Below are 16523 nucleotides of genomic sequence, written 5' to 3' on the forward strand. Positions count from 1 at the left end.
GTGAGCAGCGACCCGTGGGGCCGCGTCGACGAGACGGGGACCGTGTACGTGCGGACGGCCGACGGCGAGGAGGTCGTCGGCTCCTGGCAGGCCGGCTCCCCCGAGGAGGCGCTGGCCTACTTCGAGCGCAAGTACGAGGGCCTGGTTGTCGAGATCGGCCTCCTCGAGAAGCGAGTCCGGACCACCGACCTGTCGACGAAGGACGCCCAGGCCGCGGTCGACCATCTGCGGGAACAGGTCGACGCGCACCACGCGGTCGGGGACCTGGAGGCGCTGCGGGGCCGCCTGGACAAGCTCATGGAGACCGTCGAGGCGCGCCGCGAGGAGCGCAAGGCACAGCGGGCCAAGCAGTCGGACGAGGCGCGCACGGCCAAGGAGACGCTGGTCGCCGAGGCCGAGGAGCTGGCCCGGTCCGACCAGTGGCGGGCGGCCGGTGAGCGGCTGCGGGCGCTGGTGGACACCTGGAAGGGGCTTCCGCGGCTCGACCGGAAGTCGGACGACGAGCTGTGGCACCGCTTCTCGCACGCCCGGTCGGCGTTCTCCAAGCGCCGCAAGGCGCACTTCGCACAGCTCGACGCCCAGCGCGAGGAGGCCCGCAAGGCCAAGGAGAGGCTGGTCGCCGAGGCCGAGGCGCTGTCCGGCTCGACGGACTGGGGGCCGACCGCGGCGCGCTACCGCGAGCTGATGGCCGATTGGAAGGCCGTCGGCCGCGCCCAGCGCGAGTACGAGGACGACCTGTGGAACCGCTTCCGCGGTGCCCAGGACGTGTTCTTCGCGGCGCGCGGCGCCGTCTTCGCGGAGCGGGACGCCGAGCAGGGCGAGAACCTCAAGCTCAAGGAGGGGCTGGCCGAGGAGGCGGAGAAGCTGCTGCCGATCACGGACCTCAAGGCCGCCCGGGCCGCCTTCCGCTCGATCAACGAGCGCTGGGAGGCCATCGGCCATGTGCCGCGGGACGCGCGCGCCCGGGTCGAGGGCCGGATGCACACGGTCGACCGGGCGATCCAGGAGGCCGAGGAGACCGAGTGGCGCCGCACCAACCCGGAGGCGCGGGCCCGCGCGGAGGGCCTCACCGGCCAGTTGCAGGCGGCCGTGGACAAGCTGAAGGGCCAGATCGAGCAGGCCAGGGCGGCGGGCAACAACGCCAAGGCCGACAAGCTCGAGAAGGAGCTGGAGGGCCGCCAGGCGCTCCTGGACCAGGCGTTGAAGGCCCTCCAGGAGTTCGGCGGCTGACGGCCGGCCCGTCCCTCGGACGGAAGGGGCCCCGTACGCACCGTACGGGGCCCCTTCCGTGCGTCCGTGTCCGCGACCGGGGCCGCGGGAGCAGCCGACGGGCTACGGCCTGCGCGCCGACGTCACCCGGTACACGTCGTACACGCCCTCCACGCCGCGTACCGCCTTCAGCACATGGCCGAGGTGCTTCGGGTCGCCCATCTCGAAGGTGAAGCGGGAGGTCGCCACGCGGTCGCGGGAGGTCTGGACGGCGGCCGAGAGGATGTTGACGTGCTGGTCGGACAGAACCCTGGTGACGTCCGAGAGCAGACGCGAGCGGTCCAGCGCCTCCACCTGGATCGCGACGAGGAAGACCGACGACTGGGTCGGCGCCCACTCCACCTCCAGGATGCGCTCGGGCTCCCGGGACAGTGACTCCACGTTCAGACAGTCGCTGCGGTGCACCGACACACCGCTGCCGCGTGTGACGAAGCCGATGATGGGGTCGCCGGGGACGGGCGTGCAGCAGCGGGCCAGCTTGACCCAGACGTCGTCGACGCCCTTGACGACCACACCCGGGTCGCTGCTGCTGCGCCGCTTGCGGCTGCGGCCCCGCGCCGGCGGGACGGTCTCGTCGATCTCCTCGGTGGCGGCCTCCTCGCCGCCGAGCGCCTGCACCAGCTTCTGCACGACGTTCTGCGCGGCGACATGGCCCTCGCCGATCGCCGCGTACAGCGACGAGATGTCGGGGTAGCGCATCTCGTGGGCGAGCGTGACGAGCGAGTCCCCGGTGAGGATGCGCTGGATCGGCAGGTTCTGCTTGCGCATCGCCCGGGCGATCGCGTCCTTGCCGTGCTCGATCGCCTCGTCGCGCCGCTCCTTGGAGAACCATGCGCGGATCTTGTTGCGGGCGCGCGGCGACTTCACGAAGCCGAGCCAGTCGCGGGAGGGTCCCGCGCCGGGCGCCTTGGAGGTGAAGACCTCCACCAGGTCGCCGTTGTCCAGGGTGGATTCCAGGGGTACCAGGCGCCCGTTGACCCTGGCCCCTATCGTCCGGTGGCCGACCTCCGTGTGCACGGCGTAGGCGAAGTCCACCGGGGTGGCACCGGCCGGCAGCGCTATGACGTCGCCCTTCGGAGTGAAGACGAAGACCTCGTTGCGGGACAGGTCGAAGCGCAGGGACTCCAGGAACTCGCTCGGGTCCTCGGTCTCCTTCTGCCAGTCGAGCAACTGGCGCAGCCACGCCATGTCGTTGACGGCGTCCTTGTCCTTGGCGTTCGAACGAGGCGCGTCCGTACGGACCTTGGAGGCGCCGGCGACCGCCTCCTGCTTGTACTTCCAGTGCGCGGCGATGCCGTACTCGGCGCGGCGGTGCATGTCGAACGTACGGATCTGGAGTTCGACGGGCTTGCCGCTGGGGCCGATCACCGTCGTGTGCAGCGACTGGTACATGTTGAACTTGGGCATGGCGATGTAGTCCTTGAACCGCCCCGGAACCGGGTTCCAGCGGGCGTGGACCGTGCCCAGCGCCGCGTAGCAGTCGCGGACGGTGTCCACGAGGACGCGGATGCCCACCAGGTCGTAGATCTCCGCGAAGTCGCGACCGCGGACGATCATCTTCTGGTAGACGCTGTAGTAGTGCTTGGGGCGGCCGGTGACGGTGGCCCGGATGCGGGCCGCCCTGAGGTCCGCCTGGACCTCGTCGATCACCTTCGCCAGGTACTCGTCGCGCTTGGGGGCGCGCTCGGCGACCAAGCGCACGATCTCGTCGTACATCTTGGGGTAGAGGATCGCGAAGGCGAGGTCCTCCAGCTCCCACTTGATGGTGTTCATGCCCAGGCGGTGGGCGAGCGGCGCGTAGATCTCCAGGGTCTCGCGCGCCTTCTTCTCCTGCTTCTCCCGCTTGAGGTAGCGCATGGTGCGCATGTTGTGCAGGCGGTCGGCGAGCTTGATGACCAGCACCCGCGGGTCCTTCGCCATGGCGACGACCATCTTGCGCACGGTCTCGGCCTGCGCGGCCTCCCCGAACTTGACCTTGTCCAGTTTCGTGACGCCGTCGACGAGGAGGGCGACCGTGTCGCCGAAGTCGCGGCGCAGCTGGTCCAGGCCGTACTCGGTGTCCTCCACCGTGTCGTGCAGCAGCCCCGCCATCAGGGTGGCCGGGTCCATGCCCAGCTCGGCGAGGATCGTCGTCACGGCGAGCGGATGCGTGATGTACGGGTCGCCGCTCTTGCGCTTCTGGCCGCGGTGCCAGCGCTCGGCCACCTGGTAGGCGCGCTCGATCTGGCGGAGCGTGGCGGCGTCGGTCTTCGGGTCGTTGCCGCGCACTATGCGCAGCAGCGGCTCGAGGACCGGGTTGTACGGGTTGGCCCGCTGCACGCCGAGGCGGGCGAGGCGGGCCCGGACACGGTTGGAGGAGCCGGAGCGGGAGGGCGGCGCGGACGCCGGGCGGACCGCCGGGGCCCGCTCGGGGACCGGCTTGGGGCGCGGCTGCTCGGCCGTGTGGTCGACGGGTGCCGACTGGGCGTGCTCGACCGGCCCGCGTGGGGCGTCCTTCGTGCGGCGCGCGGGCGTGGCCGCGGCCGTCGACGTCGCGTCGGGCTTGGCGGCGGTCAGTGGCTGGGCCTCGTCTGGCAACAGGGCTCCTCGTGCGCGATCCGGGTCCCCCGGTCAGGCTCCGGAGACCCCATGGTAGCGATCCCGGGCTCCGGGCTCCCCCCAAGGCCGCTGAGACGACCTTCTACAGAAGAAACGCACGAGGCGGGCGCCGGATTCCTCCGGCACCCGCCTCGTTTCGTCCTGCGGCCCTGCGCGGCCCTGCGCGGGGGGTGCCGCGCGGGTCTCAGACCCGGATCAGTGCCTCCAGCGGGGCGCCGTCCAGGGCCGGCTCCAGACGGGCGCGGCCGCCCAGGAAGCCCAGCTCCATGAGCACGGACACACCCGCGACCTCGGCGCCCGCCCGGCGGACGAGCCGCAGCGACGCCTCGGCGGTGCCCCCGGTGGCGAGGACGTCGTCGACGACCATCACGCGGTCGGCCCCGGTCAGGTCCTCGGCGTGCACCTCGATCTCCGCGGAGCCGTACTCCAGGTCGTAGGCCTGGCTGAGGGTCGCTCCGGGGAGCTTGCCCGCCTTGCGCACGGGGACGAAGCCGACGCCCGCTCGGACGGCGGCCGGGGCGCCGAGGATGAAGCCGCGGGCCTCCAGGCCGACGATCTTCGTGGCGCCGTACCGCACGGTCAGCTCGGCCAGTGCCTCGGTGAGCGCGGTGAACGCCACCGGGTCGGCGAGCAGCGGGGTGATGTCCTTGAACATCACCCCCGGCTCCGGGTGGTCGGGCACGTCCCGGATGCGGCTGAGCAGGAGGGCCGCTATGTCGGTCATCGGCGCTTCCCCGTGGCGCGGCCGCGGCCCCGGCCGCGGGGCGCGTCCTGACCGCGCGGGCCCACGACCGCGGCGGCCGCGTCCTGCGGCTCGCCGCCGGACCGCGCGTCGACGAGCTCCCCCTCGGCCGCGGCCTGCGCCCGCTTGGCGAGGACACGCTTCCTGAGGGCCTTCATCTGCGGCTCGCGCTCCTTGAGGTCCGCGACGAGCGGCGTGGCGATGAAGATCGACGAGTACGCGCCGGCCGCGAGGCCGACGAACAGCGACAGCGAGATGTCGTTGAGCATGCCGGCGCCGAGGAAGCCGCCGCCGATGAACAGCAGACCCGCGACGGGCAGCAGCGCGACGACCGTGGTGTTGATGGAGCGGACGAGGGTGCTGTTGATCGAGCGGTTGGCGATGTCGCTGTAGGTCCAGCGGGTCTGCTTGGTGATGTCCTTCGTCTGCTCCTTGAGGCTGTCGAAGACGACGACCGTGTCGTAGAGCGAGTAACCGAGGATCGTCAGCAGACCGATCACCGTGCCGGGCGTGACCTCGAAACCGACGAGGGCGTAGATACCGGTCGTGATGGTGATGTCGTGGACCAGTGCGACGAGCGCGGCCAGGGCCATGCGCCACTCGAAGGCGATCGCCAGGTAGATCACGACGAGGACCATGAAGATCCCCAGGCCCTGCCACGCCTTGTTGGCGATCTGCTCGCCCCAGCTGGGGCCGACCAGGTCGGCGTTGATGGACTCCGCGTCGACCTTCAGGTCCTTGGCCAGGGCGGTCTTGATCTGGTCGGACTTGTCGGTGTCGATGCCGGCGATCTGGATGCGCAGGGTGTCGTTGCCGAGCTTCTGCACGATCGCGTCGTGACCGGACGAGTCCTGCGCGTACTTCTCGGCCTGGGCGACCGAGACCTGCGTCTTCGGCGTGGTGAAGACGGCGCCGCCCTGGAACTCGATGCCCATGTTCAGGCCTCGCACCGCCAGGCCGAGGATGGCCGTGATGGTGATCAGGATGGAGACGCCGTACCAGATCTTGCGGTTGCCGACGAAGTCGTAGCCGACCTCGCCGCGGTGCAGTCGGGCGCCGAGGGTGCCGAGCTTCGACATCTCACGCCTCCTTCGGGTCGACGGGGGCGGAGGGACGGCGGGTGCGGCGCAGCGGGGGCTTGGCACCCAGTCGCTTCGGGTCGAGACCGGACCAGCTGTGGCCGCTGGAGAAGAACCTCCCACGGCCCAGGATCGTCATCAGCGGCTTGGTGAAGAGGAAGACGACGACTACGTCGAGCACGGTGGTCAGACCGAGCGTGAACGCGAAGCCCTGGACCTTGCCGACGGTCACGATGAAGAGCACTGCGGCGGCCAGGAACGAGACGAAGTCGGAGACCAGGATGGTGCGCCGGGCGCGCGGCCAGGCCCGCTCGATGGCGGGGCGCAGCGAGCGGCCCTCGCGGATCTCGTCCCGGATGCGTTCGAAGAACACGATGAACGAGTCGGCCGTGATGCCGATCGCGACGATGGCACCGCAGACGGCCGGCAGGTTCAGCGCGAAGCCGATGGTCGGGCCGAGCAGCGACATGATCACGTAGGTGAGGACGGCGGAGACCAGCAGCGAGGCGACGGCGATCAGCGACAGACCGCGGTAGTAGACCACCAGGTAGATGATGACCAGGGCGAGACCGATCGCGCCCGCGATCAGGCCGGCCTGCAGCTGCTCACCGCCGAGCGCCGCGGTCACGGTGGTGACGCTGTCCTCCTTGAAGCTCAGCGGGAGGGCGCCGTAGGACAGCATGTTGGCGAGGCTCTGGGCCTCCTCCTGCGTGAAGTTGCCGGAGATCTCCGCGTTGCCGGCGGTCAGTGCCTCACGGACGTACGGGTCGGAGACGACCTCGCCGTCCAGGACGATGGCGAACTGGTTCTGCGGGGACTGCTTCTGCGCGAGCTGGCCGGTGATGTCCGCGAACTTCTTGGTGCCCTTGGACGTGAAGTCCATGGTGACCGTCCAGCCCGCTGCGGTCTGGGTGTTGTAGACGGCCTGGGCCTTCTTGACGTCCGTGCCGTCGACCGCGGCGGGGCCGAGGACGTACTTCTGCCACTGCCCCTGCGAGTTCTGACCGCAGGCCACGGTGGGCTCGCTGGGCTTGGCGCTCTTGCCGGCGGTGGCACGGGTCTTCTTGTCGGTGCAGTCCAGCGCCGCGTACTGCGCCTGGAGCTTTGCGGCCGAGTCGGCGGCGGAGCCGCTCGCGGACGGGGAGGGGCTGGACGACGCCTTCGGCGAGGAGGAAGCCTTCGGCGAGGAGGAGCCGGTGGCGGACGGCGAGGAGCCGGCCTTCAGGGCGTCGGTGACCGCGCGTCCCTGCGAGGTGGCGCTCGACGAGGGGGACGCGGAGCCCGACGGAGAGGCGGAGCCCGACGGGGACGTGGACGGGTTCGCCTTGCCGGTCGCCTTGCCGGGCGAGCTGCCGGAGGCGCTGGGCGACGAGCTGGCCTTCGGGGCGGCGCCGGAGACCTCGGTGGCCAGGACCGGGCGGAAGTAGAGCTTGGCGGTGGTGCCGACCTGCTCCTGGGCCTGCTTGGAGTTCGTGCCCTTGGGGATGTTGACGATGATGTTGCGATCGCCCTGGGTCTGGACCTCGGCCTCGGAGACGCCCAGACCGTTGACACGGCGGTTCATGATGTCGACCGCGGTGTCCATGTTGGTCTTGTTGATCGCGGATGCCTGGCCGGGCTCGGCGACCGCCCTGAGCGTGATGCTCGTACCGCCGGCCAGGTCGATGCCGAGACGCGGAGTGGTGTGTCCGGAGGCGAACATTCCCCCGGTGAGCGCCGCGATGGCGATCAGGATGAGGGCCAGCGAGCGCCCCGGCTTGCTCTGGGCGCCCGCGCTCCGGCCCTTCTTCGGTGCTGCCACCTTCTCGTACTCCCTCTCGGGCCGGCCGGCGCCGGGTGGGCGCGCGGACGGCCATGCCATGGTGTCGGGACTCCGTGCACGAACGACGCGTCCCGGGAGGCACGCGGCGCGAGCGGTCCGCGCCGGCTTCCCGGGGCGGTACTACTTCGCCTCGGAGTCGCCGTCGGTCTTCTTCGGCTCCGCTTCCTCGGCCTTGGCGTCGGCCACCTCGTCGGCCGCGTCGTCCGCGTCCTTCTTACCGAGGTCGACGGTCTGGGCGTCGGAGGCGGCGGCCGTGGCGTCGGCGGCCGGCTCGTCGGTCTCGGTGAGGGAGGAGGCGTCGTCCGGCACCACGGTGCCGTCGGCCTTCAGGTCGTGCTCGATGCCGTGGACGATGCGGTTGTACTCGTCGTCGGTCAGGACGGCGCCGATGGCGTTCTTCGCGAAGAGCAGTTCCACTCCGGGGCCCGCGTCAAGAAGGACCGTGTCCTCGTTGACCTCCTTGACCGTCGCGTACATGCCCCCGATCGTGCGGACGCCCGAGCCGGGCTGCATCTGGTTCCGCATCTCCGCGGCCTGGTTCTGCTTCTTCTTGGCCGAGCGCGTCATCAGGAACATGGCCGCGATGAGCACGATGAAGGGGAGGAGGGTCAAGGTATTCACGGGACGGAGTTTCCTTCGCACGACCGCCCGGTCGGCGGCCTGATGGATGGGGGTGGTCGGCACCGCCCGCAAAGGCGGCATCGGCGGAGTCTAAGCGAGTCCGCACGCAAGGAACAACGCTCAGCATGGCACCCGGGTTCCTGCCGGTGCGAGTCCCGCGCCGTCACGCCCCGAACAGGTCCTGTTGTCCGTTTCCCCCGGTGGTCCCGCGTGGCGCGGTGAGGCCGAGGTGCGCCCAGGCTGCCGGTGTCGCCACGCGCCCGCGCGGGGTGCGGGCCAGCAGCCCCTCCCTCACCAGGAAGGGCTCGGCGACCTCCTCGACGGTCTCACGTTCCTCCCCCACCGCGACCGCGAGCGTCGACAGGCCCACGGGGCCGCCGCCGAAGAGCTTCAGCAGGGCCTCCAGGACGGCCCGGTCCAGCCGGTCCAGACCGCGGGCGTCGACCTCGTAGACGGTGAGCGCGGCCGCCGCGATGTCTCGGGTGATCACTCCGTCGGCCTTGACCTGCGCGTAGTCGCGTACACGGCGCAGCAGCCGGTTGGCGATGCGGGGCGTGCCCCGGGAGCGGCCGGCGATCTCGCCGGCGCCGTCGGGATCGATCTCGACGTCGAGCAGGTTCGCCGACCGGTGGATGACACGCTCCAGCTCGGCGGGCCCGTAGAACTCCATGTGGGCGGTGAAGCCGAAGCGGTCGCGCAGCGGGGGCGGCAGCAGGCCCGCCCGCGTGGTGGCGCCCACCAGGGTGAACGGCGGCAGTTCCAGGGGAATGGCGGTGGCTCCGGGCCCCTTGCCGACGATGACGTCGACACGGAAGTCCTCCATCGCCATGTAGAGCATCTCCTCGGCGGGCCGGGACATGCGGTGGATCTCGTCGAGGAAGAGCACCTCGCCCTCCTGGAGGGAGGAGAGGATCGCGGCGAGGTCGCCGGCGTGCTGGATGGCGGGGCCGCTGGTGATGCGGATGGGGGCGCCCATCTCGGCCGCGATGATCATCGAGAGGGTCGTCTTGCCGAGGCCGGGGGCGCCCGACAGGAGCACATGGTCGGCGGTGGCGCCCCGCGCGCGTGCGGCACGCAGCACGAGGTCGAGCTGCTCGCGGACCTTCTCCTGGCCGATGAACTCGTCCAGGTCCTTGGGCCGCAGGGCGGCCTCGACGGCCTGGTCCTCGCGGTCGGCGACAGGGCCTACCAGCCGCTGGGGGGCGGGGGTGCCGGTCGTGTCGTCCCAGTTCATCGCATGTGCCTCGGGGTCGCGGTCGGTCGGTTCGTACGAGGACGGGTGCACTGCGGGGCCGCGCAGGGCACATGGAGCAGCGGCGCCGGTCAACGCGCCCGGTTGAGGGTCTGCAGGGCCGCCCTCAGCAACTGCCCCACCTGGGGGGTGCTCTCGGCGGCCTCGGCCTGGGGGGCCACCGCGGCAACCGCCTCCTCCGCCTCCCGGGTCGCGTACCCCAGCCCGATCAGCGCGGCGTGCAGCTGGTCGCGCCAGCCGGCGGAGATCGCCGTGCCGACCGCGGGGGCGCCGACCGGCTCGCCCAGCCGGTCCTTCAGCTCAAGGAGCAGCTTCTGGGCGCCCTTCTTGCCGATGCCGGGAACGGCGGTGAGCGCCTTCTCGTCCCCGGTGGCCACGGCGCGGCGCAGGGCGTCGGGGGTGTGCACGGCCAGCATCGACTGGGCCAGGCGCGGGCCGACGCCGCTCGCGGTCTGCAGCAGCTCGAAGACCTGGCGCTCGTCGTCGTCCACGAATCCGTACAGCGTCAGCGAGTCCTCGCGGACCACCAGGGACGTGGCGAGCCTGGTCTGCTGGCCCTGACGGAGCCCGGACAGCGTGTTCGGGGTGCACTGGACGGCGATGCCGATGCCGCCCACCTCGACGACCGCGGAGTCCGGGGCGAGGGCGGCGACCGGGCCGCTGACGAAGGCGATCATGCGGGACGGCCTTTCGATGCGTGCAGGGCGGCGGCCTGCTGGAGTCGGTTCTGGGCGGGCGCGCGCCAGATGTGGCAGATGGCGAGGGCGAGCGCGTCGGCGGCGTCGGCGGGCCTGGGCGGCGCGTCGAGCCGCAGCAGCCGGGTGACCATCGCGCCGACCTGGGCCTTGTCGGCGCGGCCCGTGCCGGTGACGGCGGCCTTGACCTCGCTGGGGGTGTGCAGGGCGACGGGGATGCCGCGGCGGGCGGCGCAGAGCATGGCGACGGCGCTGGCCTGGGCGGTGCCCATCACCGTCCGCACGTTGTGCTGGCTGAACACGCGCTCCACGGCGACGACTTCGGGCCGGTGCTCGTCCAGCCACCGCTCGATGCCCTGCTCGACGGCGACGAGGCGATGGCCCAGGTCGGCGTCCGCGGGCGTGCGGACCACGCCGACCCCGAGCATGGCCAGCGGCCGGCCCGGAACTCCCTCCACCACGCCGACGCCGCATCGGGTCAGCCCGGGGTCCACCCCCAGCACGCGCACGCGCCCCTCCCTTCGCCTACCTGTTCGTGCAGGCTATCGGCTGCCACCGACAACGACCGGCAAAGCGGCGGGCCGACATGACGGGCCGACGTGAAGGGAGGGGCGGACGGAGCCCTCACCGAGGGGCCGGGCGACGGGTGACCGTCCCGTCGGCCCCTTCGGTCCGCGGCGGCGCTACGCGCCGGCCTTCTCCATGATCTCGTCGCTGACGTCGAAGTTGGCGAAGACGTTCTGCACGTCGTCGCTGTCCTCGAGCGCGTCGATCAGCTTGAAGATCTTCTTGGCGCCCTCCTCGTCCAGCTCGACCTGCATGGTCGGGACGAAGTTGGCCTCGGCGGAGTCGTAGTCGATCCCGGCGTCCTGCAGGGCGCTGCGGACCGCGACCAGGTCGGTGGCCTCGCTGATCACCTCGAAGGACTCACCGAGGTCGTTGACCTCCTCGGCGCCCGCGTCCAGCACGGCGCCCAGGACGTCGTCCTCCGTGAGCTCGCCCTTGGGGACGATCACGACGCCCTTGCGGTTGAACAGGTACGAGACGGAGCCGGGGTCCGCCATGGAACCGCCGTTGCGGGTCATGGCGACGCGGACGTCGGAGGCGGCGCGGTTGCGGTTGTCGGTCAGGCACTCGACGAGCACCGCGACGCCGTTCGGTCCGTATCCCTCGTACATGATCGTCTCGTAGTCGGCACCGCCGGCCTCCAGGCCCGCACCGCGCTTGATGGCCGAGTCGATGTTCTTGTTCGGCACCGACTGCTTCTTGGCCTTCTGGACGGCGTCGTACAGCGTCGGGTTGCCCTCGACGTCGGCGCCGCCCATGCGCGCCGCGACTTCGATGTTCTTGATCAGCTTCGCGAAGAGCTTGCCGCGCTTGGCGTCGATCACGGCCTTCTTGTGCTTCGTCGTGGCCCATTTAGAGTGGCCGGACATCTGCCTGTCTCCTTCGCGTAACCCATCTCTGTACGGAACGCCAGAGATCCTACAAGGACTCCGGTGCCCGCCCGGCGCGCACCATGTCGACGAACAGGCCGTGCACGCGGTGGTCGCCGGTCAGCTCCGGGTGGAACGACGTGGCGAGCGCGTTGCCCTGGCGCACGGCCACGATGTGGCCGTCGTACTCGGCCAGCACCTCCGCCCCCGCGCCGACGGACTCGACCCACGGGGCGCGGATGAAGACGCCTTCCACAGGATCGCCCTCGACGCCCCGGACGTCGACCGCCGCCTCGAAGGACTCGTTCTGCCGCCCGAAGGCGTTGCGTCGCACGATCATGTCGATGCCGCCGATGGTCTCCTGGCCCGAGCGCGGGTCGAGGATCTTGTCGGCGAGCATGATCATGCCCGCGCAGGTGCCGTACACGGGCATGCCGTCACGCACACGCGCGCGCAGGGGTGCCATCACTCCGAAGAGGACGGCCAGCTTGGAGATGGTGGTGGACTCGCCGCCGGGGAGGACGAGGCCGTCGACCTCGGCGAGCTCTTCGGGGCGCCGCACCGCCCTGGCCACGGCGTCGGCCGCGGCCAGGGCGATGAGGTGCTCCCGTACGTCGCCCTGGAGCGCCAGGACGCCGATGACGGGTGCGTCAGTCATGTGGGTGATGTCCTCGTGCGGTGATGCGGGCGGTCGTCACCAGCCGCGGTTGGCGTAGCGCTCGGTCTCGGGGAGGGTGTCGCAGTTGATGCCGACCATGGCCTCGCCGAGGTTGCGGGACGCGTCCGCGATGATCTTGGGGTCGTCGTAGAAGGTGGTGGCCTTCACGATGGCGGCGGCGCGCTTGGCCGGGTCGCCGGACTTGAAGATGCCCGAGCCGACGAAGACGCCCTCGGCACCGAGCTGGCGCATCAGGGCCGCGTCGGCCGGGGTGGCGACGCCGCCGGCGGAGAACAGCACCACCGGAAGCTTGCCGAGCTCGGCGACCTCCTTGACCAGCTCGTACGGGGCGCGCAGGTCCTTGGCGGCGGCGTACAGCTCGTGGTTGTCGAGGCCGCGCAGCCGGGCGATGTCGCCCTTGATCTGCCGCAGGTGGCGGACCGCCTCGACGACGTTGCCGGTGCCGGCCTCGCCCTTGGAACGGATCATCGCGGCGCCCTCGGCGATGCGGCGCAGGGCCTCTCCGAGGTTGGTGGCACCGCAGACGAACGGCGTGGTGAAGGACCACTTGTCGGAGTGGTTGACCTCGTCGGCGGGGGTCAGCACCTCGGACTCGTCGATGTAGTCCACGCCCAGCGACTGCAGGACCTGGGCCTCGACGAAGTGGCCGATCCGCGACTTGGCCATCACGGGGATGGAGACGGCGTCGATGATGCCCTCGATCATGTCCGGGTCGGACATGCGGGCCACCCCGCCGTCCTTGCGGATGTCGGCCGGCACCCGCTCCAGGGCCATGACCGCGACGGCGCCCGCGTCCTCGGCGATCTTCGCCTGCTCCGGCGTGACGACGTCCATGATCACGCCGCCCTTGAGCTGCTCGGCCATGCCGCGCTTGACGCGGGCGGTGCCGGTCTCGGGGGTCTGGGGGGAGGAGAGCGTGCTGGACACGGGTTTCGACCTCATTCTGGGAAGGCGGAATGCTGCTGGACCGAGGAAACGGGACGGAGGCAGGCCACGGCAAGGGCCAATGGGGAGCCGGTGGCTCATTTTGCCTGGGCGTGGGGCCCTGACCTGCGAGTTCCGCCCCGGCCCTGCCCGAGCCGCCCCGGTCGTCGTCAGGTGGTCGGCCGGTCCGTCAGCGCCGCCGGTGGTTCGTCGTCCATCTCGAACGCGAGCGGGAAGGGCGCGTGGCCCGCGAGACGGAACCAGCGCACCTTGCGGTGGCGCCGCAGCGCCCGCGCCGCCCGCACCGCGTCGTTGTGGAACCGCCGGGCCATCGGCACCCTCCGCACCGCCTCGGTCAGCTCCCGCGCGGCGGCCTCCCCGCCGGGGGCCTCCCGGACCGCCTCGACCTGCTGCGCCTCCTCGAAGACGGCCCGCAGGGCGTGGCTCAGCTCGCTCTCGGCGACCTCCCGCTGCTCCTCCTCCGCCTGCCGGGCGGCGTGCGCAGCCTCGTAGAGGACGATGGAGGCCGCCGGGTCGAGCACCCCCGAGGTCGCCAGTTCCTGGGCGACCGAGGCCCGCCGCAGCAGCTGCGCGTCGAGCGCGGCGCGCGCCGCGTCGATCCGGGAGTGCAGCCGGTCGAGGCGGCCCGCGGTCCAGCTCAGGTAGAGGCCGATCGCGACGAGGGCGACGAGGATCCAGATGAGGGTTGCGGTCACGGGCGGCAAGGCTACCGGGCCGCCACGGAACCCCCTCCGGGCCGGTGCGCTTCCCCGGCCGGCCGGGCCCGCCGCGGGGCTTCGGGCGCCCGGGGCCCTCCGGTGGGCCGCACAGGGCCCGCGACGTGCCGGCCGGTCCCGGCGGCGGCGGCGCGGAGCCCGGCCGCCCGAGCGCGACGGCAGGCGGCCGCCGCCGGCCGGTTCCCGGCTCGCCCTCCCGCCCGCACCCGCGGCGTTTCGGTCGTCCGTGCGGCCCGGGCGTGCCCGCAGGGGCCGGCGGCGACGACCCGCCGGCCCGACGGGACACCGGTCCGAAGCCCGGGCCGGGCCTGAGGCCCCGCGGGCCCGAGACCACGCCGGGCCCGAGACCACGCCGGGCCCGAGACCACGCGAGGCCCAAGACTCCGCCGGGATCAAGACTCCGCAAAGCCCAAGGCTCCGCCGGACCCGAGATGCTGCCGGACCCGAGACCCTGCCGGGATCAAAACCCCGCCAGGCCCGAGCCTCCGCCAGGCCCGAGACGGCGCCGGTCGCGCCGGCCGGGCGGCGTTCGTTCGGCCGGCCGGCCGCTTGGTTCAGTTGGTTCAGTCCCGTGCCAGGCCGAGGCGTGCCCGCAGGCCGGTGCGTTCGTCCGTCGCCACCGCCGCCGCGCCGTCCGTCACCGTCTCGTAGACCGACAGGATGTCCGCCCCGACCCTCGACCAGTCGAAGCGCCGTACGTGGGCGCTCCCGCGCGCCCGGAGTTCGGCGCGCCGCTCGGGGTCGCCCAGCAGTCGTATCGCCGCGTCGGCGAGCGCGTCGGCGTCCTCATTGGCGAACAGCTCACCGGCCGCCCCCCGGTCCAGTACCTGGGCGAAGGCGTCCAGGTCGGAGGCCAGCACGGGCGCCCCCGCCGACATCGCCTCGACCAGGATGATCCCGAAGCTCTCGCCGCCGGTGTTGGGGGCCACGTACAGGTCCACGCTGCGCAGCAGGCGCGCCTTGTCCTCGTCGCTGATCATGCCGAGGAACTCCACGCGCGAGCGCAGCTCGGGGGGCAGCTTCTCCACCGCCTCCTTCTCGTCGCCCCGCCCGGCGACCAGCAGCCGGGTGCCGGGGCGGGCGGCCAGGATCCTGGGCAGGGCCCTCATCAGCACCGGCAGGCCCTTGCGCGGCTCGTCGATGCGCCCTATGAAGCCGATCGTCTCCCCCTGCCACTCGGACTTGGGCTCGGCCCGCGCGAAGAAGTCGACGTCCACGCCGTTCGGGATGACGACCGCGTCGCCGCCGAGGTGCTCGACGAGCGTGCGCCGCGCGTACTCGCTGACGGCGATCCGCGCGCTGATCTTCTCCAGTGCCGCCTGGAGGATCGCGTACGCGGCGACCATGGCCCGGGAGCGCGGGTTCGAGGTGTGGAAGGTCGCCACGATCGGGCCCTGCGCCGCCCAGCAGGCCAGCAGGCCCAGCGACGGCGACGTCGGCTCATGGATGTGGATGACGTCGAAGCGGCCCTCGTGCAGCCAGCGCCGGACCCGGGCGGCGCTGAGGATGCCGAAGTTCAGGCGGGCCACGGAGCCGTTGTACGGCACCGGGACCGCACGGCCCGCCGAGACGACGTAGGGCGGCAGGGGGGTGTCGTCGTCGGCGGGGGCGAGGACCGAGACCTCGTGTCCGAGGCGGATGAAGTACTCGGCCAGATCGCGGATGTGGAACTGGACGCCGCCCGGCACGTCCCAGGAGTACGGACAGACGATGCCGATCCTCACGAGGTCCCCTTCCCGGGATCCCCCGCAGGATCCAGGTCGGCGAGCCACAACCGCTGCAGCATGTGCCAGTCCTCCGGATGCTCGGCGATCCCCGTGGCGAAGGCGTCCGCCAGCGCCTGTGTCATGACGGACGTCCTCTCGGCCCGGTCACCTGTCGTCGGTACCTCGATCGGGGGATGCACGCGCCCCCGCATGACGGGCGAGTCGTCGTACCAGAGGGTCACCGGCAGCAGCAGCGCCCCGGTCTGCTGGGCGAGCAGCGCGGGTCCGGCCGGCATCCGGGCCGCCCCTCCGAAGAAGTCGACCTCGACGCCGGAGGCGGACAGGTCGCGGTCGGCGACCAGGCACACCAGCCCGCCGTCCCGCAGCCGCCGCGCCAGGGTGCCGAACGCGGAGCCTCCGCTGTGCGGCAGCACCTCCATGCCGAGGCCCTCCCGGTAGGCGACGAACCGGTCGTAGAGCGTCTCGGGCCGCAGCCGCTCGGCGACCGTCGTGAACGGTATGCCCAGGCCGGTGGTGACCCAGGCGCCGGCCAGGTCCCAGTTGGCCAGGTGCGGCAGCGCGAGGACGACGCCGCGGCCGGCGGCGAGTCCGTCGGTGAGGTGGTGCAGGTCCTTCGCGTCGAAGCCGCTCCTGATGCGCTGCTCGCTCCACACCGGGAGCCGGAAGGACTCCATCCAGTAGCGCAGGTACGAGCGCATGCCGGCCCGGGTGAGTTCGGCGAGCCGCTGCGGACTCGCGTCGGGCAGCACGCGCGCGTAGTTGCTCTCCAGCCGTCGCACGCCCTTGCCGCCCTGCTTCCAGGCGAGGTCGGCGATGGTCCGGCCCAGCCGGACGGCGACGGGCTCGGGCAGCGTCTTGACCGTGCTCCAGCCGAGGCCGTAGAGCCCGTCCGTCAGTCGCTCCTGGAGGCTGGTCATGCCGCCGCCTCGCTCCCGTACCGGC

Annotated in this window: 15 protein-coding genes; 1 reads left to right on the forward strand and 14 read right to left on the reverse strand. The window is 71.9% G+C overall.

What is annotated here, in order from left to right:
• A complete protein-coding gene (locus ACFYMU_RS09880) occupies nucleotides 1–1230 on the forward strand; it encodes a DUF349 domain-containing protein (protein ID WP_388370600.1) in 1230 nt (409 codons plus the stop codon).
• Nucleotides 1231–1332: 102 nt separating this feature from the next.
• On the opposite strand, the gene ACFYMU_RS09885 is transcribed toward ACFYMU_RS09880, so the two are convergent.
• The 14 genes from ACFYMU_RS09885 to ACFYMU_RS09950 all read right to left on the reverse strand — a co-directional run bounded on the left by ACFYMU_RS09885 (nucleotide 1333) and on the right by ACFYMU_RS09950 (nucleotide 16498).
• Nucleotides 1333–3846 carry a RelA/SpoT family protein gene (locus ACFYMU_RS09885; RefSeq protein ID WP_388370603.1) on the reverse strand — a complete coding sequence of 838 codons (2514 nt, stop codon included), beginning with the start codon at nucleotides 3844–3846 and terminating at the stop codon, nucleotides 1333–1335.
• Between the two features lie 205 nt (nucleotides 3847–4051).
• On the reverse strand, nucleotides 4052–4591 hold the full coding sequence (locus ACFYMU_RS09890; RefSeq protein WP_388370606.1) for an adenine phosphoribosyltransferase: 540 nt from the start codon (nucleotides 4589–4591) through the stop codon (nucleotides 4052–4054).
• A complete protein-coding gene (gene secF, locus ACFYMU_RS09895) occupies nucleotides 4588–5688 on the reverse strand; it encodes a protein translocase subunit SecF (RefSeq protein ID WP_388370609.1) in 1101 nt (366 codons plus the stop codon). Before secF ends, ACFYMU_RS09890 begins: the two co-directional genes overlap by 4 nt.
• 1 nt (nucleotide 5689) lies before the next feature.
• On the reverse strand, nucleotides 5690–7489 hold the full coding sequence (gene secD, locus ACFYMU_RS09900; RefSeq protein WP_388370612.1) for a protein translocase subunit SecD: 1800 nt from the start codon (nucleotides 7487–7489) through the stop codon (nucleotides 5690–5692).
• Nucleotides 7490–7630: 141 nt separating this feature from the next.
• Complete coding sequence (gene yajC, locus ACFYMU_RS09905; protein ID WP_388370614.1) at nucleotides 7631–8131, reverse strand: preprotein translocase subunit YajC; 501 nt, start codon at nucleotides 8129–8131, stop codon at nucleotides 7631–7633.
• 163 nt (nucleotides 8132–8294) lie between these two features.
• Nucleotides 8295–9365, reverse strand: a complete 1071-nt coding sequence (gene ruvB / locus ACFYMU_RS09910; RefSeq protein WP_388370617.1) for a Holliday junction branch migration DNA helicase RuvB — start codon at nucleotides 9363–9365, stop codon at nucleotides 8295–8297.
• A gap of 89 nt (nucleotides 9366–9454) precedes the next feature.
• Nucleotides 9455–10060, reverse strand: coding sequence for a Holliday junction branch migration protein RuvA (gene ruvA, locus ACFYMU_RS09915; protein WP_388370620.1), 606 nt, complete (start codon nucleotides 10058–10060; stop codon nucleotides 9455–9457).
• Nucleotides 10057–10587 carry a crossover junction endodeoxyribonuclease RuvC gene (gene ruvC / locus ACFYMU_RS09920; protein WP_388370623.1) on the reverse strand — a complete coding sequence of 177 codons (531 nt, stop codon included), beginning with the start codon at nucleotides 10585–10587 and terminating at the stop codon, nucleotides 10057–10059. The genes ruvA and ruvC overlap by 4 nt, the downstream gene beginning before the upstream one ends.
• A gap of 174 nt (nucleotides 10588–10761) precedes the next feature.
• Nucleotides 10762–11514: a YebC/PmpR family DNA-binding transcriptional regulator gene (locus ACFYMU_RS09925; RefSeq protein ID WP_388370625.1), complete on the reverse strand. Its 753-nt coding sequence runs from the start codon at nucleotides 11512–11514 to the stop codon at nucleotides 10762–10764.
• Nucleotides 11515–11563: 49 nt separating this feature from the next.
• On the reverse strand, nucleotides 11564–12172 hold the full coding sequence (gene pdxT / locus ACFYMU_RS09930) for a pyridoxal 5'-phosphate synthase glutaminase subunit PdxT (RefSeq protein WP_388370628.1): 609 nt from the start codon (nucleotides 12170–12172) through the stop codon (nucleotides 11564–11566).
• Between the two features lie 36 nt (nucleotides 12173–12208).
• Nucleotides 12209–13120 carry a pyridoxal 5'-phosphate synthase lyase subunit PdxS gene (gene pdxS, locus ACFYMU_RS09935; protein ID WP_388370631.1) on the reverse strand — a complete coding sequence of 304 codons (912 nt, stop codon included), beginning with the start codon at nucleotides 13118–13120 and terminating at the stop codon, nucleotides 12209–12211.
• Between the two features lie 167 nt (nucleotides 13121–13287).
• Nucleotides 13288–13833, reverse strand: a complete 546-nt coding sequence (locus ACFYMU_RS09940) for a hypothetical protein (RefSeq protein ID WP_388370634.1) — start codon at nucleotides 13831–13833, stop codon at nucleotides 13288–13290.
• 584 nt (nucleotides 13834–14417) lie between these two features.
• Nucleotides 14418–15578 (reverse strand): glycosyltransferase family 4 protein, encoded by a 1161-nt coding sequence (locus tag ACFYMU_RS09945; RefSeq protein WP_388370637.1) that lies wholly within the window; start codon nucleotides 15576–15578, stop codon nucleotides 14418–14420.
• The gene (locus tag ACFYMU_RS09950; protein ID WP_388370640.1) at nucleotides 15575–16498 is read right to left on the reverse strand and encodes a phosphatidylinositol mannoside acyltransferase; all 924 of its coding nucleotides are present in this window, start codon (nucleotides 16496–16498) and stop codon (nucleotides 15575–15577) included. Before ACFYMU_RS09950 ends, ACFYMU_RS09945 begins: the two co-directional genes overlap by 4 nt.
• Nucleotides 16499–16523 lie beyond the last annotated feature (25 nt).

It is taken from the genome of Streptomyces sp. NPDC007264 (genome assembly GCF_042869095.1).
Taxonomy (GTDB): Bacteria; Actinomycetota; Actinomycetes; order Streptomycetales; family Streptomycetaceae; genus Streptomyces.